The sequence below is a fragment of the Nocardia sp. NPDC003482 genome, from assembly GCF_053588115.1.
This window is the reverse complement of record NZ_JBSFPI010000008.1, coordinates 1-21366: the sequence shown is the minus strand read 5'-3', so window position 1 is coordinate 21366 and position 21366 is coordinate 1. Positions and strand designations below refer to the sequence as shown.

The following is a 21366-nucleotide window of genomic DNA, read 5'->3' as shown; positions in this document are numbered from 1 at the left end:
CGTGCCCAGAACCCGGCATGGTGTGTGGTGCTGCCTCGCCTCCGTAGCTCAGTTGGATAGAGCAAGGGCCTTCTAATCCCTAGGTCGCAGGTTCGATTCCTGCCGGGGGCACACAGACTCGGTGACCTGCACGGATGCCGGGTCACCGAATAGTTACCCATCTCGCACAGCGCTCAAACACCAGGGGATTTTCCCGTAGACTCTCGCCATGGGGAGCGACTTCGACGACCTATTCGAGCTTGCCAACGACTTCGCCAGTGAGCTGCGGCAACAGAACAAGTCGGCGGGCACGATCGACACCTACCTCCGCGACATCCGCTATTTCCTCAAGTTCCTGCGCGGTCGACAGCTCCCGACCACCGCGGCGCAGTTCACCAAGGACAACCTCGGCGCCTACATCGAGGACACACTGACGCGGCCGAATCGGCGGACCGGACGGCCGGTGACACCGGAGTTCGCCCACCGGCAGTACCGCAGTCTCCAGCAGTTCGCCAAGTACCTCGTGAGCGAGGACATTCTCTCCGAGAACCCGTTCCTCAAGATGACGCCGCCGCACGTGCCGGAGAAGCCTATCGCCGTCCCCAAGCTTGAGGCACTCCGGCAGCTGCTGGCGGTCTGCGAGGGCACCAACTTCGAGCATCGCCGCGATACTGGGATCATCCGACTGCTCAGCGACTCGGGCGTGCGGATCGGCGAACTCGCACCCTTGGAACTCGACGCGCTGGACTTCACCGAGAACACCGTCTTGGTGCTGGGCAAGGGGCGCCGGCCGCGGCTCGTGCCCTTCAGCGACAAGACCAGGACAGCTCTCCGACGCTACCTCCGAGTACGTGCCATACATCCGAAAGCCGCGGAACACCCGACAGCCCTATGGTTGGGCAGCCAAGGCCAGATGACCGCGTCTGGTATTCAGCAGATGCTCGAACGGCGAGCCGTCGAAGCGGGGATCGACCACCTGCATCCCCATCAACTTCGGCACTTCTTCGCCCACAACTGGCTGGCGAACGGAGGCCAAGAACAGGATCTGATGATGCTGGCGGGCTGGCGCTCGCGCCAAATGATCGGCCGCTACGGAGCCTCGGTCGCCGCCGAGCGCGCCCGCGACGCACACAGACGCGCACGACTCGGTGATCAGCTGTAACAACAAGCCACACCGTAGATGGCCGCGCCTGCGGCTGCCGCGCATACCGAGATGTGATCGGCAAGGAAACGCCGTGGCCGTCTGTGCGACAAGACGTACATTAAGTAGGATGGGGCTGTCACGCAAGTGATGCTGGCGGTGGGACGCCGCGGACACGACGCCCCACCTGGTGGGTCACCTAGTCCACTTCCAGCGGACCAGCACGAGCGCCCCGGCGATCACGGCACAGCCCGCAAGCAGGATGCCGTAATTGACCGGGGCCTTGCTCTTCGCCCGGCGATGTTTCGCCATTCCCCACCACCTCCTTCCTGGGCGCGGTGTGTGGACCAAGTCCACCGCCCCTCGGCCGGAGGTGCCAATCACCTTACGCCAGTGGCGGATTCGACCAAACCGTCTCATCCGATCCGGAGCGACACCCCACTGGCCTTCCGCTCCGCATTCAACTGCTTCGGTTGGCGCGAGAATTTGATTCCCCGGTGGGGGCTCGTCTGTCACGTTCTCAGGATCGGGAATACCGGAGTAACGGGGACGGGTCTAACCATCGTCTACTTTTCCACAGCCTACTACCCCCAAAGCCCTACCGATGGCCTAATCATTGTTGGCGAGAACGTGGAAACGTTCAGTCGCCTGTAGTGCCCATTCGAGTTTCGCCCAGCAGCCCGTAGGATACTTACTTCAAAAACACCAGGACTTGCGACAAACGACCTCTGGCTTACATGATCACGCCAGCTATCGGGCCAAAGAGTGTCATCTGACCATCGCACTCCGTCGAGTTCAACATCATGGAGGTTAGCTTCCGTAAAATCGGCATGGGTAAAGTCGGTTAGAATCTCGGCAAGAAACTGGAGATCACGCGAATAGTCATATAGCTGCGCTCGCAAATATCGACAGTGATGTTTAACTTCATCGAACCAGTGGGATACATTTTGCCTTCCTCCCGCCAAAGATCGCAAACAACCGAGACGACTAATAATTTTGCGCCCGGATCTCCAAAGCACCTCATGGGTGTTATTAATCCAGGCAACGCCGAGATCAAACTCTATGTTCGCGCGTTGCTCTGTCAATTCCACAGCTTCGCGAAAAGCATCAAATACATTGTCATCGAGACCGTCGTTAAGTCTCTCGACGGCTTGCAACAGTTCGTAGCTGCTGACTTCGGAAATTACACGTCGGCGCTCTACGCCATCCGCAAGCAGCCCCTCCCGACGTAGCAGAGAATCGAACCCGTCCGCGAGACGATGCACTCCCACCATGGCCCGAAGAAGCGGCTCTCTACAGCTAGCATTAAGACGGAGTCGATCCATCCATGACAGCAATTGCAGTTCCTGATTAAGACCCAAAACCTCATCAGTGGATGGCATACGAGACGCGAAGAAATGCGGCGAATCCGAAAGTATCGCCGCCAGTCCCGACTCGACATCGAGAATGGAGTCGAGGTCTTTCGCCATGGCATCGTATTTGCCCGAGAGAAGAATGGCACGCAGGCCAGCTTCAATATCAAGCCCTTCCTCAATATCCCTTAGCAGTCTATCGTATTGCTCCGTCAAACCATCATCAAAGTTGTCGCTGTCATTTCGATCCGAAATTGGTCCCTCGGTCATGACTCCTCGCTACGCGGGTCGTTCCGGTTTTTCACAAGTTTCTGCCGAGCACGTACGGCATATGAGCGTACGGTCGCTATCGGCATTCGGAGTTCTTCCGCAATTTCTGCTGGAGTGAACCCTTCAAGGGTCATAATCATAATCTCGCGCTGAACTACTGACAGTGCCTGAAGCTCTCTCAACAAGTCCTGATGCTGTTCCCACATTATAAGCTCGGTTAAATTCTCCGAGCGCAGTGGTGATTGTTCAGAGATATCTGAGACAAGTTGCTCATTTGTCTGGCAACGTGCCCTATCTGCCAGCTTTCGGCGAGCTACAAACCACACCCACGTCTTTGGGTATTCAATATTCGCCCACCGCCGCCACGCTTCACCCATAGCCTCCTGCGCTATCTCCACCGCGTCAACCTGGCGAGCTCCGGCGCTAATCAAATAACGTACCAACTTGGAAAGCTGCTCCCGATAAAACGCGCTGAATGTTGCGGAATCAACAGGACTGGTCCGTTCCCTGGCCGCCGGACTGCCGGGATCGCCAAGGTTCATGGTGCTTCTCCCGACACCGCGTCATCCAATACGCCCTGCGGGTGGGTAGTAAGTTCACGACCTCGCGGTTTGAGAGATGTGCGACTGCGCAGCCGTAGAGATAGATCCCACTCGGTGAAAGCAACAACGTTGCAAATCAATGTCACAACGACCGCAGCAACGAGCGAACTCATCCGAACCTTCCTCAGCGCCCTCAATTTCGTACAGACCTACTCTTACATAGAGGGCAGAACCGGGCGCAGGTGATGCAACCTCGCGGAAAACGGCCAGCATAACAGGAGAAAGTACGCAAAACCCGACGGCCATCTCGACTCTGTCGGATCGTCTTGCCGAGAGCGGCGGTCTGTCCCGTGATTCCGTCTCGATTGCTACCGCGGCACCGGTTGAAATCTTCACCGCACATCAGACGCGTAGTAGGTGTACTGCTCGGACCCGACTGACCGGAATCCTGTGCTGACCGCCCTCAACGACTGGTCAGTGACTGACGCCGACGACAAGTAGTCCGCGTCGGCCCGGCACCGAGTGGTTCGTGCGGTCGGGCGAACTCATGCACCACGCGAAGGTTCAGAGGATACTCCAGCACCGGAGGTCGGGTTCGGCGGCTCGGTCACCGTGAACCACCATCCATCACGAAGGCTTAGTTCCTCGACACAAATCTCCCAGCTATACACGCCGGGCTTCAGCGGGAATCCTTGAGGAAGGTTGATCACCACTGCTGCGCGGGCACGTTCTTCTTCCGTCTCGAATTGCCCAGTAAAACCCACATGGGTGCCCGACTGGATTTCGGCGGGCGTGCCGTCTGCGTCCAGCAATCTACCTGTGATTTCTAGCTGCCGCGGCAGTCGCTCTTGATTAGGAGAGTCGGGGGTAAAGAAGATCACAAGAGACATCGGCGGGGTCGGCGTCGAAACAAGGTCCCAGCCCAAGCCCAGAGTATGGACTTTTCCGCTCGACGGATCCGCTTGTGCACTGTCTGCGACGAGAACGGTAAGCTTCACTGGAGGGCCTGTATTACCACGGGGACAAGGGTGCGAGCATCACCGGATGCTTGCGTGCCTAGCGCAGGGCGTGAGAACCCTGACCCAAATTCTGCGACAATCTCCCTGACGGGGACGCCTTCAGAGAACTGCTCGTGCAGCACCGGAATAACCTCCGACATATGAGTCACGTACCACTGCCCGAGACTTGGGGGAGTTGCCGCCGGTTCAGGAGTCTCAGCTGTGGTACCGGGATCGACCTTGTAATGGACGAGAACGCCTACCGCGTGGGCGTAGTACCGGATCATCGAAAGAGTAGGGTTGGAGTCTAGGCGCTCGAACCGTGAGACGGTGCTCTTGTCGACGCCCATGATCTCGGCGACGTCCTTCTGATCCAAGCCCGCAGCTTTACGAGCCGCGACCAGGTCGTCCTTCAACTGGAACTCTGCGTCAGCCAGCGCTGCAGCCAAAGCGCGGTCGGTCTTCTTGTGTCGGCGCTTGCGTGGAAACCCCATGCTCAATGCTCCCATCGCGGTTGCGGCAGCTGCAACCGTTTCGTCATTCTCGCAGCTTACGGTAGGTGTAGCCGTTGCGCCTACACCATGAGCGCAGGCGGCTGATAGCCGTGTTGATGTGGCTGTCCTGCGCGCTTCTCCAGATGTGCCGGGGAACGCGGGAACCGAAGGGCTTCGATCCCACGCCGCACGCCACCAGCGATGGCTGGTCTTCCGGCGCTTCCCCCCAGTACAGGCGATGCTGCATGGTTGGTCCATCGGTGGCGAAGGCTGCGATCCACGGCTTGTTGACCTGACGCAGGCTGAGTCCTTCCGGCGCCCGGTAATCCTCCGGCCCGATCCCTCCGCGTGTGGCACGTATCATCAGCCGACTGAAGTACTGGCCTGCCACGACATCGTCCTCGTCGAGCTGGCGCAACTCCTCGACGAACGCTGGAAGCTTGACCCACGAGCAGCCGCCATGGCACGCCTTGGATGCCTTATCAGGTTGTCCGCGCCGCACCATCACCCCATACTTCGCGATCGCACCCGTCGAGGATATCGACTTGCCTGCTGGTCGACGGGCGAATCGGCACGAGAACACACTCGACACTCGCCCCCAGCCTGTACAGGCTCGTTCACGCTGTGTCGAAGCATCGCCGGACGACTGACAAGTACGGTCGGATCCACCCGTCTAACAGCGAGTTTGACGTTTCAGAGTCGCGGCTTTTTTGCCGCGAATTGCTGGCCGCCTCTTCGTCTGGGCCGGATTGTTGTGATCTTGATGCAGGGTCGCCCCGAACCTATGAGAACAAAGAAGGAGGAGGCGCGCACGCCTCCTCCTTGTCCTTCCGATCAGTACGGCTGCTCTGCCTTTGAGCTTCAGCCCCTCGAAGTGGAGCTGACGGGACTCGAACCCGCAACCGCCGTATTACGAACAAGTATACAGGACGCTCCGCAGCCGATCCGAGCGATGACGCTCCAGCTTTGCTGTTCGGTTGCTGTTTCCGATTCCGTCGGGTTGCCGCAACTGGGAACGCGCGCACAGCTGCGGCTCTGCTTCTCCCCGCCTGCGCCCAGACCAACCGCCGGGTCGGCGGGTTCTTTTGCCCCTGGGTGGTGGCGCGTGCGCCATTCACCGGGCAGGCCACCGGCCTGCCCCTTAGCGCCTGCTCTTCGCGCGTAGAGGCTCCAGGGTCAAGGGTGGCCGCCAGGCCATCGCCGAAGGCGACGCCGTAGGCGCCCTTGAGGCTGGAGGGGCGCGCGATCACAATGCAGGCGCCACCACCCAGGGGCACACGGCCGAAGGCCGTGGAAGTTCTTCCGCGGGCTCGGACCGCGCTTCCCCCGAACTCACGCAGCACGCACTACGCCAGACCATTCACCACGCAAAGCCGCGTGCAGTAGACCGCAGCCGACGCAGGCAACGACACCACCGCCACCGTTCCCCAAAGTAACTCACTCGCAAACTTTCCGCTGCCCACCCAACACAACCACTTCTCTTTTTCTCGACCACCACCCCAACCCTCTCTTCTTGATCTTTTTGATTTCTGATTGCTCCCCACCCCCGCCCCGTCCGACATCTCGTGCACACGAAGTGGGTATGAGATGTCGGACGGGGCGGGGGTGGGGAGTGAGCAGAAATCATGCCCTTCACCGCAGGTCACGGGCGGGTTGGGGTGGTGGTCGAGAACGCGAATAAGTAGCACACCCGTGTGCTACTTATTCGCTACATTTTGGTCCGCTTTTCGCGCCTGCGAGAGCCGACAAGGCGAACACTGATCAACAATGCCGAACCGCGAGAGAGGCCCTTCCTCGGCCGGACATTGTGTGCCCCGGCCAGCGGGTTGTTCAAGGGCGCTCCTACGTCGCGTCGCCTTCGGCGATGGCCTACGGCCACCCTTGAGCAACCCGCCGTCCTGGCAGAACAAGCCTTCGGAGGAAGGGCCGGGGAAAGGTTGGGCGAGATGATGCCGAAGAGCCGGACGTAGCCCAGCCGAGAGCACGACACGTCGATCGCGCTTCCACGGTCGCAACGGGGGCTGGCCCTATCCCGTTCTCGATCGCCGCGGTGGAACAGCGCGCGGGCGCAGCGCATACGCGGGCACGAGTTGACCGGTCAGGTGCAAGGGCGGACGGCCGTCACCGTAGGCAATCGAGTAGCTGACTAGCCCCATCCATTCCCCGCTTTCGGCGGGGATCCAGTGGGTGAGGCGGCCCGGCCGCTCCCCGGTCATGTCCACCCCAGCCCCGTTCACGTGCCGTGGTGTGCCGGGATCGCGCAGGCACAGCGCGTCCAACCGCACCCACACCGGTGAGGGGTCCTCGGTCAGGGTGCGGTGGTAGTAACCCAGCCCGTCCGGATACCGCGGACGCGGCGCGGTACCTTCGGTGCGCGGTACCGGCTTGCCCTCCCCCGACACAACCCCCGGGTTCGAACACATATTCGAATGGTAGCTCGGCAGGCGGTTATTGTTGACGTGTGCTGGAAATCGGTTCGCGGGTACGCATCAGACCGCACGGCGTATCGGTGTTCGAAGTGGTCGAACTCGGCGAAGACGACGAGCGCGTGCTCATCCAATCCGTTGACGATGCGCCTGGCCGGTACCCCTTCAGCATGTGCGTTCGAGACCTTCTCCCGGCGGACTGATCCATACCCGACGAGTGCCGCGAAGCCCGGACCGCGAACACGACAAAGCCCCCCACCCGAGTAACGGGTTGAGGGCTTCGGCAGGGTGTGCGGCCCGCTACGCCGCGGGCGGGATGTAGGCGCCGAGGTCGTAGACGCGGCCGTAGCCGGTCTCGGCGGGGCCGACGTACAGCAGGCCCTCGATCCGGCCGCCGAGGGCGACCCCGTTGACGCGGGCGCGGCGGATGCCGGTGCTGATGGCGCGCATCACGTCGCGGTCGAGGGTGACCGCGCGCAGGCCGTCGTCCTGGTCGTCGTCGCGGGCGCCGGTTTCCAGGATGAGCTGCGAATCGATCACCGGGTCTCCGCTGGCCGCGGGCATCGGTTTGCGGTTGACCCAGTAGAGGGGCTGGCCCTGGCTGTTGTGACGGTGGCGGCGCACGACCGCGACGATTTCGCCGGACACGTCGGTGCCGGGTTGCACGTCCTTGCCGAACGGGTTGCGGGCTCCGGCGCCCATCAGTTCGGCGTTGATCTGGTCCAGGTCGGTCAGGGCGTTGGTCATGGTGTCTCCCAAGGGGTTTCGAGGTGGAAGGGAATCGGGGGGCAGGCTCACTGCCTGCCCTTCGAAGTGCCTGTGCCCGTGGGGCGGTAGAGGCTCGCGTGTCCAGGGTGGCCCGGTAGGGTCATCGCCTTCGGCGACACGGTGTGTCCTTGACGCGGGAGGGACCGCTCCACACCCTTCCCGCGCCACCGGGCTATCGGTCAGCGAACCAGGCTGAGTACCTCCTCGTCTCCGTCGTCGTCGGTGTTGGCGGCGGCGATGATCTGCGCGACCCGGGCGTGGGACAACCCGACCGCGGCACCGATCGCGCGGGTCGATTCCCCGGCCGCGTGGCGGCGAAGGATTTCGGTGTCCCGGTCGGCCACCGGGTCGCTGTCAACCGGTGCGCGGTCGCCTGTCCACCCGGTGTCCAGCGCTGTCAACTCGCTGTCTACCGGTGTCGAACCGCTGTCCACCCGTGTGGAGGCGGCGTAAACCGGTGTCAACTCCTGCGCGGGGTCGGGGTGCGGCTGGCGGGGGATCTCGATGAGCGCGGTGAGGCCGTGGGTGGCGGCCAACCCGAACAGCGGCGCCGCTCCGGCCACGCACGCCGCGATCGTCGCGGGCAGCACGCGTTGCCCGGATTCCGCAGCGTGCAGGCCGTTTCCGACGACGCTGATCAGCTCGGCGGCGAACAACTCGCCCCAGAAGAACCAGCGGGTTCCGGCCGGGATGACGATGTTCTGGCGGGCGCGGCGTTGCAGCGAGACCAGCGCGACGGCGGACTGGACGATCGCGCCGTCGACGAAGATCGGCCCGGCCCACGCCAGCCGCGGCGTGATCCCGGCCATCGCGGACAGCTCGGTCAGCGCGGCGAACGACCACGCGAACGCGCCCGCGCCGATGACGATCGTCATCAGCATCGCGGTCAGTTCCGCGAGATCGAACCGCCCGCTTGACACCCGGTTGACACCGGTGGACAGCGGGTTGACACGAGTGGACGGGTTCATCGGTGGAACCCCTCCCGGTCGGCGGAGGCGGTCCACGGGCTCCACGTCGACGGGTGCACGAGGCGTTCCTGCTCGGCGTGCAGGGCGTGCCCGGACAGCTGATCCAGCGCGTCGTCCAGGTCGCTGGCCATCTCCCGGTTACGGTCCTCCAGCTGCGCGGCCTCGTACTGGGCGGCGTCTCGCTCGGCGGTCACGGCAGCGAGCTGTTCCTCCAGTTCGGCGATCCGCTGATGCGCCGCGGTCAACCGCTCCTCCAGCCCGCCGGACGACTCACCCTGTTCGGGTGCCGGGTTCGCGGGCCGCTCGATGAGGTCGGCTCGCCAACCGGTGCGCAGTCCCTCGAATTTGCGGCGGGCGCCGATCGCCTGCTTGAGTACGCGGCGTTCGAGTTCGGCCTGGCTCAGCTTGTCCACGCGGGTCAGCAGGAGGTCGTCGGCGACCTCCCGCAGCCCGTCGAGGTCGAGCTGCTGGGCACGCAGGAACTCCCGGCCCTCGGCCTCGGTGCCGATGATCCGCAGGCGCGCGGCCACCGACATCGGGGCGCTGAGATCGTTGTCGGGGTCGTAGGCCGGTGGCGCGGCGGGCATCGTCGTCTCGACAGCGCGGGTGTTCACCGCTCCACCTCCTCACGCTCGACGTTCGCCAGCGACGAAGCCACCGCGTTGCCCGCAGCGTGGTCCGCCAACGGGGACGCGGCGGCGTCCTCTCGGTTCGGCCTGCGGTCCGTGCTCTGGTCGCGGGTGAGCCAGGGTGCGTGTCCGGTGAGTTCGCGGGCCTGGATGTCGGTGCGTTCGTCGATGGGCAGCATCGGTGCCTCGTGGTCGGCGTGCCCGGCGTCGATGCGGTCCTGCCGCCGCATCGCCCGCGGGTCCTGGGTCCAGCCGGTCACCGCGGCGTCGAGCCGCGCCCACTCGGCCCGGATTTCAGGAGCAATTGCCAGCCGCCGCATTCGAGCTGCGGATGCCGCGAATCTGGCCCTCTCCGAAGAACTTTCAGCTCGTGCGGCGTCTTCGCGCATCTGGAAGGCCAAGGCGTAGTCGGCGCGCATCTCGGCTTCCTCGATGGACGCGCCCTGGTCCAGATAGTGCTGCGGATCGGTGAGATCCGGCGCTCCCGCCTCGGCGACGCGGTCCGCATGGAGCCTGCTCAGCCGCGGGTCTTCATACATCGGCGCCCAATCCGGCAAACGGGACGCCGATTCAGTGACCGACGCCGCGGTGACCGACACCGTCGCCGAAGGCTCGTTCTCGATTCCGGTGGTGATCCAGTGGCCGTGATCGTCGATTTCCTCGATGACGTGGGTCGACGAAGTGGCGTCGTGATCGTCGGCGGGGTGTTCCTCGTGTGCCCACCATCCGCCGGTCGGGCACGGGATCCAGCTGATCGCACCCTCACAGGTCGTGCAGGTGGACGTGATCTCGTGAACGTTCATCGCTCGGCCCCGTCCCGCTCGGTGTCGGTGCGGGCCAGCGAATCGGCCAGAGTGCGGCCGGGCCGGTAGTCCGCCAGCGGCGCCGCCGCGAGTTCGGCCTCGCGCTCATCGACGCGGGTGACGTAGTGCGAGGTCAAAAACCCGTCCGCGTCGCGCTCGATGCCGTGCTCGGCGATATACCGGACCTGCTCACGGCTGCGCGCCCGCACCGGCGACTGCGGGTCGGCCGCGATGCCCAGCTCGTGCTCCTGCTGCTCGGAAAGCTCTCCGGCCGTGGCGCATTCGAGGTACAGCCACTCGGTGGCCCACTCCTGGCTGTTGACCCAGCGACTGGCGTAGTCGGCGTAGTCGACGCCGTCGGCGGGGTCGTAGTCCTCCGGGTCGCGGCCGTAGGACGCTTGGGCGTGCATGAAGTCAGCGCGCATCTGCTGTTCGGGCCACGACTCGGTGGCGTCGTTGTCGTCGCGGGTAGTGTCGGTCATCGGTTCGGCTCCTTCTCGATCGGTTGTTGTGGGGGTGTCGGGCCATCGGCCGTGTTCCGCGGTCGGGGCCATGCCGGGCGCTGGCACGCCCGGCATGGTCGGCCCGGAGTCTTCGGAGGGCAGATATCCCTCGCCCAACTCGGCGCGATACCGAGTTGTGAACTCGCGCAACTCTTTTCGCGCCCTCTGAAGACCGGATTCCATCTCCGCCTCGTACCGGTCGTACTCGATGTTGAACTGCTCTTCCCGGGCGGAGGGGTCGTGCATATAGGCGGCGAAGTCGCACGCGCGGTCCGTGGGGGCCTGATCGACGGCGTTCTGGTAGAACGACAGCTTCTCGGCGAGGATCCGCGCTTCCTCCACCACGTCGAAGCTCGCCCGACCCGGTTCGGCGGCGCTCACCGTTCGACCTCATCGCGATCGACGGCGCTGCGCCCGGCTTCGTTGCGGGAGACCGCGTCGGCCAACGGCGACCGGCCGGGCTGGTGATCGGCGAGTGCGGACCGATGCGCGGGCCGCGCGCCTTGCTCGGGCGCGGCGTCGCGTTCGGCCCAGTACTTCGCGGCGCCGCCGTTGACCCACTTGCTGGCGATCTCGTTCCCGTCCTCGCCGCCCTTGAGGCCCATCTGGGCCCACTCGACCTCGCCAAGCTGGCGGCGGGCGATGTGCGATTCGGGAAGGTCTTGCAGGACAGGCGCTCTGGAGATGTTCTCGCCAACCAACTCGTTCCAATCCCGGTTCGACTCCTCGCGCCCCGCACGCCGCTTTTCGGCCAGGCGGTGGGCGAACTCGTTGTCGAGGCGGGCCATCAGGTCGCGGGGGATCGGCTGGGTGTTGCCGAGTCGTTCGTCGGCGGCGATCCGTTCGCGGCTTCCGAACCGCTGCGGGGGCGGGGTGCGCTCGACGAGTTTGGCGACCGCTTCGTCGCGTTCGCCGCGCAACCGGTCACGCTCGGCGGTCACCTCGTCGAGCTGCTGGCGCATCCGCTCCAGCTCGTTGTCGGCTTGCCCGGCTTCGGACTGGACGACATCACCACGAGCCCGCTCCGCGGCCAGCTCGGCCCGTAATTCGCCCACGACGGTTTGCAGCTTGGCTTGCAGCCGGTTGCGCTCGGCGGCGAGGTCCTGCACGTCCTGCCAGTAGCCCTCGCTGGCGTCGCGTTCGTCGTCACGCTCGGCGGTCACTTCGGCCAGCTGCCGGGTCAGTCGGGCGTTCTCGTCGGCCAGTGCGCCGTTGCGGATCACCAGATCGTTGTGCGCGGCGGCGGTGCGAGCATACTGCTCGCGCGGGACGTGCGGGGCGTGGCCGGTGCTGTGCTGCTGGTGGGCTTGGGTGCGTTCGCGGATCGCGGCGATCTCGCGGGCCACCCGGGCGCGGTAGTGCAGTGCTTCGATGCCTTTGACCTTGTGCGCGCGGGCGAACAGGTTGCCGGTCTTGTACTCGGGGAACATCGTGGCCGCGTCCAGCCCGTCCAGGGCGATGCCCTGCTCGGTGCGGGTCAGACGCTCGTTCCCGACGAACATCTCTGCCAGGTCATCGCGGTGGGCGGCCAACGAGCGGGCGTCTCGGGCGCGCTGCTCGCCGTCGATGGCCGGATCGGTGGCCCGGCGGGCGACGACGTCGGCGTGGGCGCGATACCGGTCGACCGCCTGATTCGTCCAGGTCAGGTGCTGAGCGCGTAACCGCTCCTCCCGCCGACGTTCGTCCCGGACCAGCCGGGAGATGTCGCGGCGGGCGCGGCGCCGCTCCAGCCAGTTCGCGGCCTGGGCGTGGCGTTGGACCGCGGCCACCATCGCCGAACCGAATCGGCTTGCCTCGGTGAGGATTTCGTCTTCGACACTGCGATCGGACATGATCAGAGCTCGCTTTCGGTGGTGTCGCCGCCGCTGACCGCGGTGACGGTTTCGGTGTTGCGGATGTCGTGGGCGAAGTAGTTGCAGAAGTCGTTCCAGCCCTGCGGCCAGAACCGCAGCGCGTAGGCGACGACGTCACCGTCGGACAGGGTGTCCACCCAGGCGGTGTGTTCCTGGATCCAGTCCGGGTGCTGTTCGACACAGGCCCGCAGGTAGCCGCGCGCGGTGTCGACCTGCGCGGGCGTCGGTGCCTGCGGCAGCCCTCGTCGACACGGAGAGACCAGGAAGTCGGGCTTCTCCGATGCTCGTATTTGATTCTCCGGCAACATGTTTCGTTCCTTTCGGATGGATGGCGGTTACATAACCGGGTCTACTGCGATCCGGGGTCGGTGCGGCGCGCCTCGTAGGCGCCGCGGCGTTCAGCGAGGCGCGTCACCTGGGCACGCAGCCGGGTGTAGGTGTTGGTGGCGCTGTAGGCGGCCATGCGGGCGGTGTCGACGACGCCGGGTCGTCCGGCGCAGTGCCACCACGCGAATGCGGCCAGCGCGAGCACGTACAGCACCACCTCACCCGGCAGGGGCAGCATCGCGACCGCGGCGGCCGCTCCGGCGGTGGTGGCGACGGCCGGACCCCAGATGCGCAGGGTGTCACGGGTTTTCGTGATCCGGGACACGTGCGGGGCGACGGCGCGGCCGACCACGCCGCCGTCCGGGACGACCGGCACCAACTGGGCGGCCAGCGCCGCGGCGGGGGTGTCGGCGAGGTCGGCGGTGAACGCGTCGAGCACCTGTTGTTCGTGGGCCTGCTCGGCGGCGCTGCGCCCGCCCAGCTCCTCGCCGTGGTCTTCGGGGTCGATCGGGTTCGGGAAAGCCATACTGATATCTCCTTGTCGCACAGTGGGTTTCACGCCGGACGGCGTTTGGACAGTTCGATCACCGACGCCAGATCCGTGTTCTCGGTGTTGGCGGGGCCGGTGAGTTCGCTCAGGCCCGGCAGGGGCCGGACGCGGTCGAGTTCGGTGTCGTCGAGGGGGGAGACTCGGCCCCAGCGGGCGCGGCCTCCGGCGACCTGGACCACGTCGCCTTTCTGCATGGCGCGCAGCCGGTTCGGTGGGACGAGGAACTGGTCGGAGGGTTGGATGTTGCCTTCGTCGCCGCTGGCGGTGCCGCTGATCAGCTTGCGGGACAGCTCGAATTTGGGGCGGGTGCCGTAGACCTTGGCCAGGGTCTCCGGGTCGGTGGACCGCCCGAGCAGGCTCCCGCCCGACGCCGCGGCCACCAGGGCGGCCCGGTTGTCGTCGTCGTGGCCGAGGCCCTGCCAGGACTGGGCGATCCACCACGACCCGATCCCGGCCTTGCGCAGCCGCTCCACCCACTTCACCGCGCGGGTCCGCCCGTCCGACACCGCGCTGAATTCGTCGACGACCATCAGCGAGGCGCGGCCGTGCTGCTTGTCGGCGAGCTGCTCGAACATCGTTCCCAGCGCCCCGAATTGGGCGCGCGCCCGGTCGGGGGTCTTCACGCCTTCGAGCACGATGTAGATCAGGTCGAAGTCGGTGAGTTCCCGCTCGCCGTCGAACGCCGACCCGAGCGACCGGTACAGGTTCGCGAACTCCGCCCGCGCGGAGTTCATGACGGGTTGTTTGCCGTCGATGGTGGACGCGATCTCCATGTCCGCGCCCATGACACCGGTCCACGGGGTCACCCCCGGCTCACCGCCCCACAGCCGCGACAGCTTCGCCACGTCGAACCGGGACAGGAATTCCAGCCACGACCGGGGCGGGTTGGCGCCGATCGGGGTCGCCACGCCGTTGATCCGGTCGACGCGTTCGGGGGCGTCGACGATGAGGTGGATGAGGGTTTCGCGGATCTCGTGGAAGTACCGCTCGGTGTCGGTGGTCGGGGTGGAGCCGCCGGACACCATCGCCGACAGGATCGACCGCAGATCGTCGACCGGCGCGTTCCACATGTCCAGCGCCACATCGTCGGGGAAGACCCCGATCCGCTCCGGACGAACACCCAACGCCGAGAACCACTTCCGCATCCGCGCCGCGGTCTTGCGGGACTCCGGGCCACCGTTGCAGTCCACGACCACGACCAACGGCCGGCCGGGCCGGTCGCGGCGCCACCACTGCCGATGCCGCGTCCAGGTCGTCACGAACCACGACACCAAAACCCGCAGCATGAGCGTGGTCTTGCCCGACCCGGACGACGCCACCGAGGTCATGTGCTCGGCGACGTTGATCCACGGCAAAATCAGCCGAGTCTCCGTGCGCCCCAACAACATCCGGGTCATCGACTTCGGCGGGGCCTGGTCGGTCTCCACCGCCAACCGGCCGATCACCAATTCCGGGGACAGCCCGCCGGTGGTGTAGGGCAGCCGTCGCCGCGACAGCCGCGCCGCGGCCCGCTGCTCACGCTGCGCCTGCACCCACAACGCGCGTTCGGTGCGGACCGGGTTGCGTGCGCCGACCGTCGCCAACTGCACCCGCCAACGGGTGTGGATCAGGGTCGCGGTCACCCACGCGGCCGGAATCAACATTGGCGCCATCCCGAACAGCCCGGCCACGAACTGTCCGGTGACGAATTCGTGGGCGGCCTCGGCGAAGTCACGGACCGGGGTCAGAACGTCCCACGCCCACAACGCCGCCGCGCCCGGCATCGCCAACACCGACGCGAACAACCAGTTCCGCAGCCGGGCCGGTTTCCAGCCCAACAGGGTGGAGGGGGTCAGGATCGCGACCACACCGAACCCGACCGCGACCAGACACGCCGCCCCCAACAGCGCGCCGTGGCCGATGCTGTCCCACGACCACGCGCTGAAGTCCGGCAACCATCCGAGCGGGTCGTGCTTGATCCCGATCGGCGGCATCTCCCGATGCACGACGATGCCGGGCTGCTCGGTCACCGTCGGCGGAGGCGGCACAGGCGGTGTAGTCGTGGTGGTGGTGCAGTCGTCGGGGGTGATCATCGGGGAGCAGGTCATGAGCTGAGCGCCTTTCCATCGCGCGAATCCGAGTCCAAGGAGTTGCCGTGATCGGCGGCGCCGCCCGCGATCACCCGAAGACCGGGACGCGAAGCGGGAGAGGACGTTTCGGAGTGCCGCTCGGCCAGCACCTCGTCCAGATCGGCCAACCGCATCGGCGGCCCGGCTGTCAGATCCACATCCGCCGCCGCGGCGCGGATCACGGTCTTCACCGCGTCACCGCGGCAGTAGTAGGTCAACCCGGCGCATCCGGCCTGCCTCGCGACGTGCAAAGCCTGCGCGACCGAATTCCGGGCGGCGGCAATGCTTTTCGCAGTCAGTTCGACCTCGACCGCCCACAGGTCACCGGCGCTGGTGAGGTAGCGGCCGTCGTGGATGTGCGGGCGCGGCTCGCCCGCCTTGGTGAGGCCGGACTCGCTGCGCAGTGTCCGTTCGGAGATCCAGCGTTCGAGGTCCAGGCCGGTCAGCGCCAGCCGCAGTTGCAGCACGGCCAGGGTGTGCGCGGCCATCTTCGGGGTGGGCACCCAGTGCCGCACCGGTCGATCCAGCAGGGCCTCGCACGCCGATCTGGTCGGGTACACCCACATCGCCCCGGGCACCGGCCGCACACGGTTGCCGCTGATCATGTGCGCCCGCTGCCACTTCGCCACGATCCGATACGCCCGTGACCGGCTCACACCCAGCATCGATGCCACCAAATCCAAAGGCGCGCCGTACATCTCGGCCAGGATCGTCAACACGGTCATGTCCCGCGCCGAAAACCGCACGCTCATCGCTCGGCCCCCTCCCGTTCGGTGTCGCGGGCCATCGCGTCGGCGACGGCGTTGCTTGCACCCGCGGTGAAATCGGCGAGTCGTTCACCGGACCTGAGCCACTGCCCCACCGTGCGGCCCGGGGTCTTCACCTCGGGCGTGGGAGCGTCGACCCAGATCACTCGTTCCTCGGTCCCATGCCGTTTAGCGGCCTCGGCCAGATGCGGAATCCGCAACATCGGCGTAGGTATCGGCGGCCGCACGATGCTGCTTTCCTGATGGGCCGGATTGCGACCGGAGGCGATATCTCGCGTCCAGTGAATCCGCTGGGTGGGAATGCCTGCCTCTTCGGCGAGATCGGCGGTATGGGTGGCGCCGCGGGAGTTGTCTCGGATGAAGGCCAGGCACGCATCCGCTCCCAGCTGCACCATTTGGGCGTTCCGGCGAAGCCCTGCCGACGTGCCGAAACGGTCCCAGTCGGCCAGATGCCGCTCGACGTGCCCACCCCAATGCGACCAGCACGCCTCGCACAACGCATCCGCGCCGTGCGGATTCGCGCCGCTCACCAGCACCGCATCCGGCGCCCATACGGTTGCCAGCGCCGTCCGGATCACAGCAGGGTCATCCCAGTTCCGAGACCCGGTAATCAGAATCCGGCGAGTCCTCATCGCTCCCACCCCTCCCGTTCTCGGCCGCGTGCGAGCGCGTCAGCCACGGCGTTGCCGGTGCTCACGTGACCCACCAGGGCAGCGACAGACGATGCGCCCCAGTGCGATTCGTGCTCTTCGACGGTCTGCTCGAATTCGCTGCGGTCGATTCCTTGACGCTCGGCGGCCCGGAGCTGCCGCTCCCGGGTGGCCTTCGCCAGCGCCTCCAACTGAGCCTGGGTCGGGGGCCGTTTCGGCGCGCTCAAGCCGCGGTCGAACAGGAACGCCACGTACTCACGACCCCACCGCCGGTACGGCAACCGGCCCGCGATGTCCTGACCGTTCGGCCGCAACCCCTCCGCGGCGAGCTGGCGACGTGTCCGCAGATGCTGCGGCGCCATCCGCCACCGATAGGTCGGAATCCCTTCGCTCACCGGCCCACTTCCTGCCTGGAAGGCACCGAAACCGTGTGCACCGGTGCGCAATTGGCGGGCGCACTGTTGGACTGCGGCGCGAACGGGTACGAGTTCGGGGCCTGGCAGACCACCACCGTCGGCGCCTCCGGGTTGCGGCTGCCGAACAGGACGCAGCCCGCGAACAGCCCCGCGGCGAACACCGCGGCGGCGAGCCACAGATACGCCCGTGCCGACGTGCCCGACGCCACCGCGACCGGACGCTGACGCGGCTGTTGTGTCCCGAAGGGGATCTGCACGGCCAGCGGACTCGGTATCACCGGCCCGAACCCGTCCGTGCGCCGCGGCGGCTGCCGCCAGGCGTCGAACACGCCGATCGGCTCCCCGGTCTGGGGGTGGTAGGTGAAGTAGAAGTGCTCGACCTCGCTCATCGCCGCGCCCCCGATCGCCGCGGGCGCCGACGCCACGCCGCCCACCCCACCATCAGGAACACCACCGCCAGCCCGGTACTGGGCGACCAGATGCACAGCAGCACCGCCAGAATCAGCGGAATCGCCAGGATCTCCGTCGCGAGCCGCATCACCGCTCACCCCGATCGGCCTCGCCCCGATCGACCTGACCGCGGTCCGGCCGGTAGTCGGCCAGAGCATTGGACCGGGCGATCCGCTGATACCCCGCACGCACCCGCTCTTCCACCTGCGCCCGGTCGGCCTGCTCACGCTCGGGCCGCGGGTACTCCCGCACCAATGCGGCGTAGTTGTGTGCAAGGCCGAACCACCGCGATACGTAGACCATCTCCTTCGCGGCCTCCTGAACGTCCTGCGCCGCGAAATCGACATTCACGCGACCGAACTCCTCGGGCACCCCCACCACCGGCCCCGGCTTGTCGAACCGCTCGCCGTGCGGCTTCAGAGCCCGATACCGGGCCGCCAACGCGATCGCCCTCTGCCGCAACAACTCCTGCTCGCGAATGATCGCGTCCAACTCGTCCAACAAGTCCGCGGGATCGTGCAACGACTCGTCCGCGCTCATCACGCCACCCCCTTGCGGGGATTGCGGCACCGCTTCCGCCGGGCCTGAGCCGACCTCAACGCCAACCGCGTGAAGTGCGCCTTCCGCAACTGCTCGGCGCGGTACGCGCGCTCCTCCGGGCTCAGCAGCCCGTCCGGATCGACCAGACGCTCGAACTTGCTCGCCATCGCCGCGCGAGCCTTCGCCGTCCGCTCGGCGCGATCGGGCGTCTTCGCCCACGACTCATGCGCCGCAATCCGCGCCTGCAAGGCCCTTTCCGAGGGGGTACTCATGCCACACCGCCGGCGTCCAAGGGCTGCGCCAAATCCAGCAGCTCGCTACGACTGACGTAGATGAGCCGCGGTCCGCGGCGATATCCATTCAGGAGATCGGAACTGATCCAGCGCCTGATGGTCTTCGGGTGAACACCGCCGAGCGCCGCAGCCTCCCGCAGCGGGATCAAATCGCACGGAAGCGACCTCTCCGCTTTCAATCCGCCGTATGCCTCCATGAGCCACCTTCCTGTGCAACATCAGAACTCGTTGGGACACAGGTAGATTCACCGCAATGGATGGGACGACATCACGACACAGCAGTACTTGTAAGGACGTCTTCATCGACCTAAGATGTGCATAGACGTCCCGAGAGGGGAACACATGCCCAACGATCGACTGCGTGACGCGTTGCTCCGGAACGGGATTACTCCCCAACTGGCGGCGGAGAAGCTTCAGGTCAGCACCAAGACTGTCGAGCGATGGGTGCGAAATGGCCGGATCCCCTACCCCCGGCATCGCTACGAGATCGCGGCCCTGGTCAAGGAGTCCGAGTCATTCCTATGGCCGGAGGCTTCAACACCTGGACGGTCGGCGGAAGTCGCCCGTTCGGAAGTTGTAGCCGTCTACCCTCACCGGCACGAGATTCCCCGGGACCTGTGGCTCGAACTGTTCGACGGCGCCACCGAGCAACTGGACATCCTCGTCTATGCGGGGATGTTCCTGACTGACGACACCGCACTGCTGAAGCAGCTTCAGCAGAAAGCGCAGCGAGGCACCAGCATTCGGATGATGCTGGGTGATCCGGCCTCCGCAGCGGTGAGGCGCCGCACGGAGGAGGAACAGATCGGCAAGGGCGCCATCGCGGCAAAGATCCGCAACGTGTTGGCGTTCTTCGGGCCAGTCCTGGGGGAACCCGGCATCGAGTTCCGGCTCCATGCCACCACGCTGTACAACTCGATCTTCCGTTTCGACAACCAGATGATCGTCAACATGCACGTCCACGGGCGAATGGCACCGCACGCTCCCGCGATGCATATCCGGCAACTCTCCGAAGGTAGCCTCTTCGACGTCTACACCCAGAGCTTCAACGACGTGTGGCGCACCGCGAAGCCCTACGTCGACCGAACACGAAACGAACTGGATGCGTGACTGCCAGATGGCACGAACCGAGTACTACAACGACCCGAACGCGCCGAAACCGAACAGCATTGTCGTCGCGGCCACGGCTTTCGTCCGCAACGATCGGAACCAAGTCTTGCTCATCCAGCGCAGTGACAACGGGCTCTGGGCCATACCCGGTGGCGGCCAGGACTTCGGCGAGTACATTGCGGAAACCGCGGTCAGAGAGACGCGCGAGGAAACAGGAATCGAGATCCGCGTAACGGGCCTCGTCGGCCTGTACACGGATCCGCACCATCTGATGGCTTATACGAATGGCGAAGTGCGGCAACAGTTCTCGATATGCTTCCGCGCTGAGCCGATCGGCGGGCAGCTGCACACCAGTCCAGAATCGCCATCGGTACGGTGGGTAAGTCAGCAGGATCTCGACTCCTTCGAGATCCATCCTTCGATTCGTCTTCGGATCGACCATGGTTTCGCGAATCTCGACCAGCCCTACATCGGCTAACCGACTCTCCGCAGCCGACGTTCGGTAGCGACAACCGACTGCAGGAGGTCGGGCTTCGCGTCCTGGATGAACCTATAGACGATGCTGCCCTCGCCGTATCGATCCAAGATCTCAGAGAGGCGCCGGTCGACCGAGACCTCGTCGCCATCGGGATTGGTCGTCATGTCGCAATACCAGAGAGCGTCCCGGATCGCTGAGCCTTCATCGGCGAACTGCGCCAGCTGATCCTCAAGGTGCCGTAGTCGCGCCTCCCGGATTGCGCACGAGTGATGAGCCACCAGGGCACAGATACGTGCATCCCAACCCTGACTGCCTAGGAAGACCGCACCGTCAAGGGGATGGAACCCGGTCGTTGCGATCGTCGGGGCGTATCCGATGTCATGCAGCCAGCAGGCCGCGACCAGAAGATCGCATTCGCCCTTGAACGCGTGGGCAATGCTACTGCCCTGGCGGGCGACGCCAGAGACGTGCTTCCAGCGGCGTGGCAGGGCCTCTTCGAGGTGTCGGCGAGCCAGATCCTGCGCCGAGGAGACAAGGCCAGAGTTACACACCGCTCCCACGCTACTGAGTCAGGAACACAATCCGGGGGGAGATCTCCTCCGCTGCTCTAGAGCTAGGGGGTCGAACACAGCGAGCAAGATCATTTGCGCTCGGTCGTCGCACCTAGGGATTGTAACGTTATGCAGCTGCCGTACCGGCGTTTTCGCAGGTCAGCACAGCGTTGGAGGGTGAGGAACTTCTAATCCCTAGGTCGCAGGTTCGATTCCTGCCGGGGGCACGTCTCGGACCGCGGTCTGCCTTCGGGCGGGTGCGCGGTTTGATGGGGAGTGTATCCAGGGTAGGTGGGGGTTAAACAGGTTGTGTCCAGCAGGATGGTGTACGACCGGACGCCAGCGAAGTGGTGGCGTGTCGTAGCCGAGTAGAGGGTGGTCACCGCGTGATCCTTCAAAA

Annotated in this window: 28 protein-coding genes and 1 tRNA gene; 5 read left to right on the top strand and 24 right to left on the bottom strand. The window is 65.4% G+C overall.

Translation table 11 applies throughout. The annotated features are described in order from the left end of the window. The first annotated feature begins 37 nt into the window (after window positions 1-37). Together ACWDSJ_RS13990 and ACWDSJ_RS13985 are read left to right on the top strand one after the other, a co-directional pair. Window positions 38-111 (top strand) — tRNA-Arg (locus tag ACWDSJ_RS13990). Between the two features lie 97 nt (window positions 112-208). Next, on the top strand, window positions 209-1141 hold the full coding sequence (locus ACWDSJ_RS13985) for a tyrosine-type recombinase/integrase (RefSeq protein ID WP_450032031.1): 933 nt from the start codon (window positions 209-211) through the stop codon (window positions 1139-1141). A 563-nt stretch (window positions 1142-1704) separates the two neighbouring features. Here the strand turns inward: ACWDSJ_RS13985 and ACWDSJ_RS13980 are convergent. From ACWDSJ_RS13980 to ACWDSJ_RS13955, 6 genes are all read right to left on the bottom strand, one after another. Beyond that, on the bottom strand, window positions 1705-2742 hold the full coding sequence (locus ACWDSJ_RS13980; protein ID WP_450032029.1) for a hypothetical protein: 1038 nt from the start codon (window positions 2740-2742) through the stop codon (window positions 1705-1707). Continuing rightward, window positions 2739-3284 carry an RNA polymerase sigma factor gene (locus ACWDSJ_RS13975; protein WP_450032028.1) on the bottom strand — a complete coding sequence of 182 codons (546 nt, stop codon included), beginning with the start codon at window positions 3282-3284 and terminating at the stop codon, window positions 2739-2741. The genes ACWDSJ_RS13980 and ACWDSJ_RS13975 overlap by 4 nt, the downstream gene beginning before the upstream one ends. A gap of 545 nt (window positions 3285-3829) precedes the next feature. Then, on the bottom strand, window positions 3830-4282 hold the full coding sequence (locus ACWDSJ_RS13970) for a DUF6941 family protein (RefSeq protein ID WP_450032026.1): 453 nt from the start codon (window positions 4280-4282) through the stop codon (window positions 3830-3832). Continuing rightward, window positions 4279-4776 (bottom strand): helix-turn-helix domain-containing protein, encoded by a 498-nt coding sequence (locus ACWDSJ_RS13965; protein ID WP_450032024.1) that lies wholly within the window; start codon window positions 4774-4776, stop codon window positions 4279-4281. Before ACWDSJ_RS13965 ends, ACWDSJ_RS13970 begins: the two co-directional genes overlap by 4 nt. Window positions 4777-4819: 43 nt before the next feature. Further along, window positions 4820-5368, bottom strand: coding sequence for a hypothetical protein (locus ACWDSJ_RS13960; RefSeq protein WP_450032022.1), 549 nt, complete (start codon window positions 5366-5368; stop codon window positions 4820-4822). A 1435-nt stretch (window positions 5369-6803) separates the two neighbouring features. Then, window positions 6804-7199 (bottom strand): hypothetical protein, encoded by a 396-nt coding sequence (locus ACWDSJ_RS13955; RefSeq protein ID WP_450032020.1) that lies wholly within the window; start codon window positions 7197-7199, stop codon window positions 6804-6806. A 38-nt stretch (window positions 7200-7237) separates the two neighbouring features. Here ACWDSJ_RS13955 and ACWDSJ_RS13950 point away from each other — a divergent pair, with 38 nt between their 5' ends. Further along, on the top strand, window positions 7238-7405 hold the full coding sequence (locus ACWDSJ_RS13950) for a hypothetical protein (RefSeq protein ID WP_450032018.1): 168 nt from the start codon (window positions 7238-7240) through the stop codon (window positions 7403-7405). Between the two features lie 97 nt (window positions 7406-7502). On the opposite strand, the gene ACWDSJ_RS13945 is transcribed toward ACWDSJ_RS13950, so the two are convergent. The 17 genes from ACWDSJ_RS13945 to ACWDSJ_RS13865 all read right to left on the bottom strand — a co-directional run bounded on the left by ACWDSJ_RS13945 (window position 7503) and on the right by ACWDSJ_RS13865 (window position 19024). Further along, window positions 7503-7949, bottom strand: a complete 447-nt coding sequence (locus ACWDSJ_RS13945) for a hypothetical protein (protein ID WP_450032016.1) — start codon at window positions 7947-7949, stop codon at window positions 7503-7505. A gap of 200 nt (window positions 7950-8149) precedes the next feature. After that, window positions 8150-8938: a DUF2637 domain-containing protein gene (locus ACWDSJ_RS13940; RefSeq protein ID WP_450032014.1), complete on the bottom strand. Its 789-nt coding sequence runs from the start codon at window positions 8936-8938 to the stop codon at window positions 8150-8152. Continuing rightward, on the bottom strand, window positions 8935-9552 hold the full coding sequence (locus ACWDSJ_RS13935; RefSeq protein WP_450032012.1) for a hypothetical protein: 618 nt from the start codon (window positions 9550-9552) through the stop codon (window positions 8935-8937). The genes ACWDSJ_RS13940 and ACWDSJ_RS13935 overlap by 4 nt, the downstream gene beginning before the upstream one ends. Beyond that, complete coding sequence (locus ACWDSJ_RS13930; protein ID WP_450032010.1) at window positions 9549-10370, bottom strand: hypothetical protein; 822 nt, start codon at window positions 10368-10370, stop codon at window positions 9549-9551. Before ACWDSJ_RS13930 ends, ACWDSJ_RS13935 begins: the two co-directional genes overlap by 4 nt. Further along, on the bottom strand, window positions 10367-11254 hold the full coding sequence (locus ACWDSJ_RS13925) for a hypothetical protein (protein ID WP_450032008.1): 888 nt from the start codon (window positions 11252-11254) through the stop codon (window positions 10367-10369). Before ACWDSJ_RS13925 ends, ACWDSJ_RS13930 begins: the two co-directional genes overlap by 4 nt. Continuing rightward, window positions 11251-12705 carry a hypothetical protein gene (locus ACWDSJ_RS13920; protein ID WP_450032006.1) on the bottom strand — a complete coding sequence of 485 codons (1455 nt, stop codon included), beginning with the start codon at window positions 12703-12705 and terminating at the stop codon, window positions 11251-11253. Before ACWDSJ_RS13920 ends, ACWDSJ_RS13925 begins: the two co-directional genes overlap by 4 nt. 2 nt (window positions 12706-12707) lie before the next feature. Continuing rightward, complete coding sequence (locus tag ACWDSJ_RS13915; protein ID WP_450032004.1) at window positions 12708-13034, bottom strand: hypothetical protein; 327 nt, start codon at window positions 13032-13034, stop codon at window positions 12708-12710. A 41-nt stretch (window positions 13035-13075) separates the two neighbouring features. After that, window positions 13076-13579, bottom strand: a complete 504-nt coding sequence (locus ACWDSJ_RS13910) for a hypothetical protein (protein WP_450032002.1) — start codon at window positions 13577-13579, stop codon at window positions 13076-13078. A 29-nt stretch (window positions 13580-13608) separates the two neighbouring features. After that, on the bottom strand, window positions 13609-15690 hold the full coding sequence (locus ACWDSJ_RS13905) for an AAA family ATPase (protein ID WP_450032000.1): 2082 nt from the start codon (window positions 15688-15690) through the stop codon (window positions 13609-13611). Next, window positions 15687-16463, bottom strand: coding sequence for a hypothetical protein (locus tag ACWDSJ_RS13900; RefSeq protein WP_450031998.1), 777 nt, complete (start codon window positions 16461-16463; stop codon window positions 15687-15689). Before ACWDSJ_RS13900 ends, ACWDSJ_RS13905 begins: the two co-directional genes overlap by 4 nt. Further along, entirely contained in the window at window positions 16460-17110 is a 651-nt protein-coding gene (locus ACWDSJ_RS13895) for an SLOG family protein (RefSeq protein WP_450031996.1), read from the bottom strand. The genes ACWDSJ_RS13900 and ACWDSJ_RS13895 overlap by 4 nt, the downstream gene beginning before the upstream one ends. Next, entirely contained in the window at window positions 17107-17523 is a 417-nt protein-coding gene (locus ACWDSJ_RS13890; RefSeq protein ID WP_450031994.1) for an RRQRL motif-containing zinc-binding protein, read from the bottom strand. The genes ACWDSJ_RS13895 and ACWDSJ_RS13890 overlap by 4 nt, the downstream gene beginning before the upstream one ends. Further along, window positions 17520-17969, bottom strand: a complete 450-nt coding sequence (locus tag ACWDSJ_RS13885; RefSeq protein WP_450031992.1) for a hypothetical protein — start codon at window positions 17967-17969, stop codon at window positions 17520-17522. Before ACWDSJ_RS13885 ends, ACWDSJ_RS13890 begins: the two co-directional genes overlap by 4 nt. After that, a complete protein-coding gene (locus ACWDSJ_RS13880; protein ID WP_450031990.1) occupies window positions 17930-18082 on the bottom strand; it encodes a hypothetical protein in 153 nt (50 codons plus the stop codon). The genes ACWDSJ_RS13885 and ACWDSJ_RS13880 overlap by 40 nt, the downstream gene beginning before the upstream one ends. Beyond that, entirely contained in the window at window positions 18082-18534 is a 453-nt protein-coding gene (locus ACWDSJ_RS13875; protein WP_450031988.1) for a hypothetical protein, read from the bottom strand. Before ACWDSJ_RS13875 ends, ACWDSJ_RS13880 begins: the two co-directional genes overlap by 1 nt. Next, window positions 18534-18806, bottom strand: coding sequence for a hypothetical protein (locus tag ACWDSJ_RS13870; protein WP_450031986.1), 273 nt, complete (start codon window positions 18804-18806; stop codon window positions 18534-18536). Before ACWDSJ_RS13870 ends, ACWDSJ_RS13875 begins: the two co-directional genes overlap by 1 nt. Further along, on the bottom strand, window positions 18803-19024 hold the full coding sequence (locus tag ACWDSJ_RS13865; RefSeq protein WP_450031984.1) for a helix-turn-helix domain-containing protein: 222 nt from the start codon (window positions 19022-19024) through the stop codon (window positions 18803-18805). Before ACWDSJ_RS13865 ends, ACWDSJ_RS13870 begins: the two co-directional genes overlap by 4 nt. 145 nt (window positions 19025-19169) lie before the next feature. Between ACWDSJ_RS13865 and ACWDSJ_RS13860 the strand changes: the two genes are divergently transcribed. Continuing rightward, complete coding sequence (locus ACWDSJ_RS13860) at window positions 19170-19937, top strand: XRE family transcriptional regulator (RefSeq protein WP_450031982.1); 768 nt, start codon at window positions 19170-19172, stop codon at window positions 19935-19937. A gap of 7 nt (window positions 19938-19944) precedes the next feature. Continuing rightward, entirely contained in the window at window positions 19945-20415 is a 471-nt protein-coding gene (locus ACWDSJ_RS13855) for an NUDIX hydrolase (RefSeq protein WP_450031980.1), read from the top strand. Here ACWDSJ_RS13855 and ACWDSJ_RS13850 read toward each other — a convergent pair. Continuing rightward, window positions 20412-20966, bottom strand: coding sequence for an HD domain-containing protein (locus ACWDSJ_RS13850; RefSeq protein WP_450031978.1), 555 nt, complete (start codon window positions 20964-20966; stop codon window positions 20412-20414). The two genes, ACWDSJ_RS13855 and ACWDSJ_RS13850, sit on opposite strands and share 4 nt — an antisense overlap. Between the last annotated feature and the right edge of the window lie 400 nt (window positions 20967-21366).

Bases quoted from the DNA above. Each gene is read 5' to 3' on its own strand.
- ACWDSJ_RS13945 (WP_450032016.1), bottom strand. From the start codon at position 7,949: ATGACCAACGCCCTGACCGACCTGGACCAGATCAACGCCGAACTGATG.
- ACWDSJ_RS13975 (WP_450032028.1), bottom strand. From the start codon at position 3,284: ATGAACCTTGGCGATCCCGGCAGTCCGGCGGCCAGGGAACGGACCAGT.
- ACWDSJ_RS13980 (WP_450032029.1), bottom strand. From the start codon at position 2,742: ATGACCGAGGGACCAATTTCGGATCGAAATGACAGCGACAACTTTGAT.
- ACWDSJ_RS13880 (WP_450031990.1), bottom strand. From the start codon at position 18,082: ATGCGGCTCGCGACGGAGATCCTGGCGATTCCGCTGATTCTGGCGGTG.
- ACWDSJ_RS13860 (WP_450031982.1), top strand. From the start codon at position 19,170: ATGCCCAACGATCGACTGCGTGACGCGTTGCTCCGGAACGGGATTACT.
- ACWDSJ_RS13955 (WP_450032020.1), bottom strand. From the start codon at position 7,199: ATGTGTTCGAACCCGGGGGTTGTGTCGGGGGAGGGCAAGCCGGTACCG.
- ACWDSJ_RS13940 (WP_450032014.1), bottom strand. From the start codon at position 8,938: ATGAACCCGTCCACTCGTGTCAACCCGCTGTCCACCGGTGTCAACCGG.
- ACWDSJ_RS13895 (WP_450031996.1), bottom strand. From the start codon at position 17,110: ATGAGGACTCGCCGGATTCTGATTACCGGGTCTCGGAACTGGGATGAC.
- ACWDSJ_RS13875 (WP_450031988.1), bottom strand. From the start codon at position 18,534: ATGAGCGCGGACGAGTCGTTGCACGATCCCGCGGACTTGTTGGACGAG.
- ACWDSJ_RS13930 (WP_450032010.1), bottom strand. From the start codon at position 10,370: ATGAACGTTCACGAGATCACGTCCACCTGCACGACCTGTGAGGGTGCG.
- ACWDSJ_RS13865 (WP_450031984.1), bottom strand. From the start codon at position 19,024: ATGGAGGCATACGGCGGATTGAAAGCGGAGAGGTCGCTTCCGTGCGAT.
- ACWDSJ_RS13985 (WP_450032031.1), top strand. From the start codon at position 209: ATGGGGAGCGACTTCGACGACCTATTCGAGCTTGCCAACGACTTCGCC.
- ACWDSJ_RS13965 (WP_450032024.1), bottom strand. From the start codon at position 4,776: ATGGGGTTTCCACGCAAGCGCCGACACAAGAAGACCGACCGCGCTTTG.
- ACWDSJ_RS13855 (WP_450031980.1), top strand. From the start codon at position 19,945: ATGGCACGAACCGAGTACTACAACGACCCGAACGCGCCGAAACCGAAC.
- ACWDSJ_RS13920 (WP_450032006.1), bottom strand. From the start codon at position 12,705: ATGTCCGATCGCAGTGTCGAAGACGAAATCCTCACCGAGGCAAGCCGA.
- ACWDSJ_RS13870 (WP_450031986.1), bottom strand. From the start codon at position 18,806: ATGAGTACCCCCTCGGAAAGGGCCTTGCAGGCGCGGATTGCGGCGCAT.
- ACWDSJ_RS13910 (WP_450032002.1), bottom strand. From the start codon at position 13,579: ATGGCTTTCCCGAACCCGATCGACCCCGAAGACCACGGCGAGGAGCTG.
- ACWDSJ_RS13905 (WP_450032000.1), bottom strand. From the start codon at position 15,690: ATGACCTGCTCCCCGATGATCACCCCCGACGACTGCACCACCACCACG.
- ACWDSJ_RS13915 (WP_450032004.1), bottom strand. From the start codon at position 13,034: ATGTTGCCGGAGAATCAAATACGAGCATCGGAGAAGCCCGACTTCCTG.
- ACWDSJ_RS13900 (WP_450031998.1), bottom strand. From the start codon at position 16,463: ATGAGCGTGCGGTTTTCGGCGCGGGACATGACCGTGTTGACGATCCTG.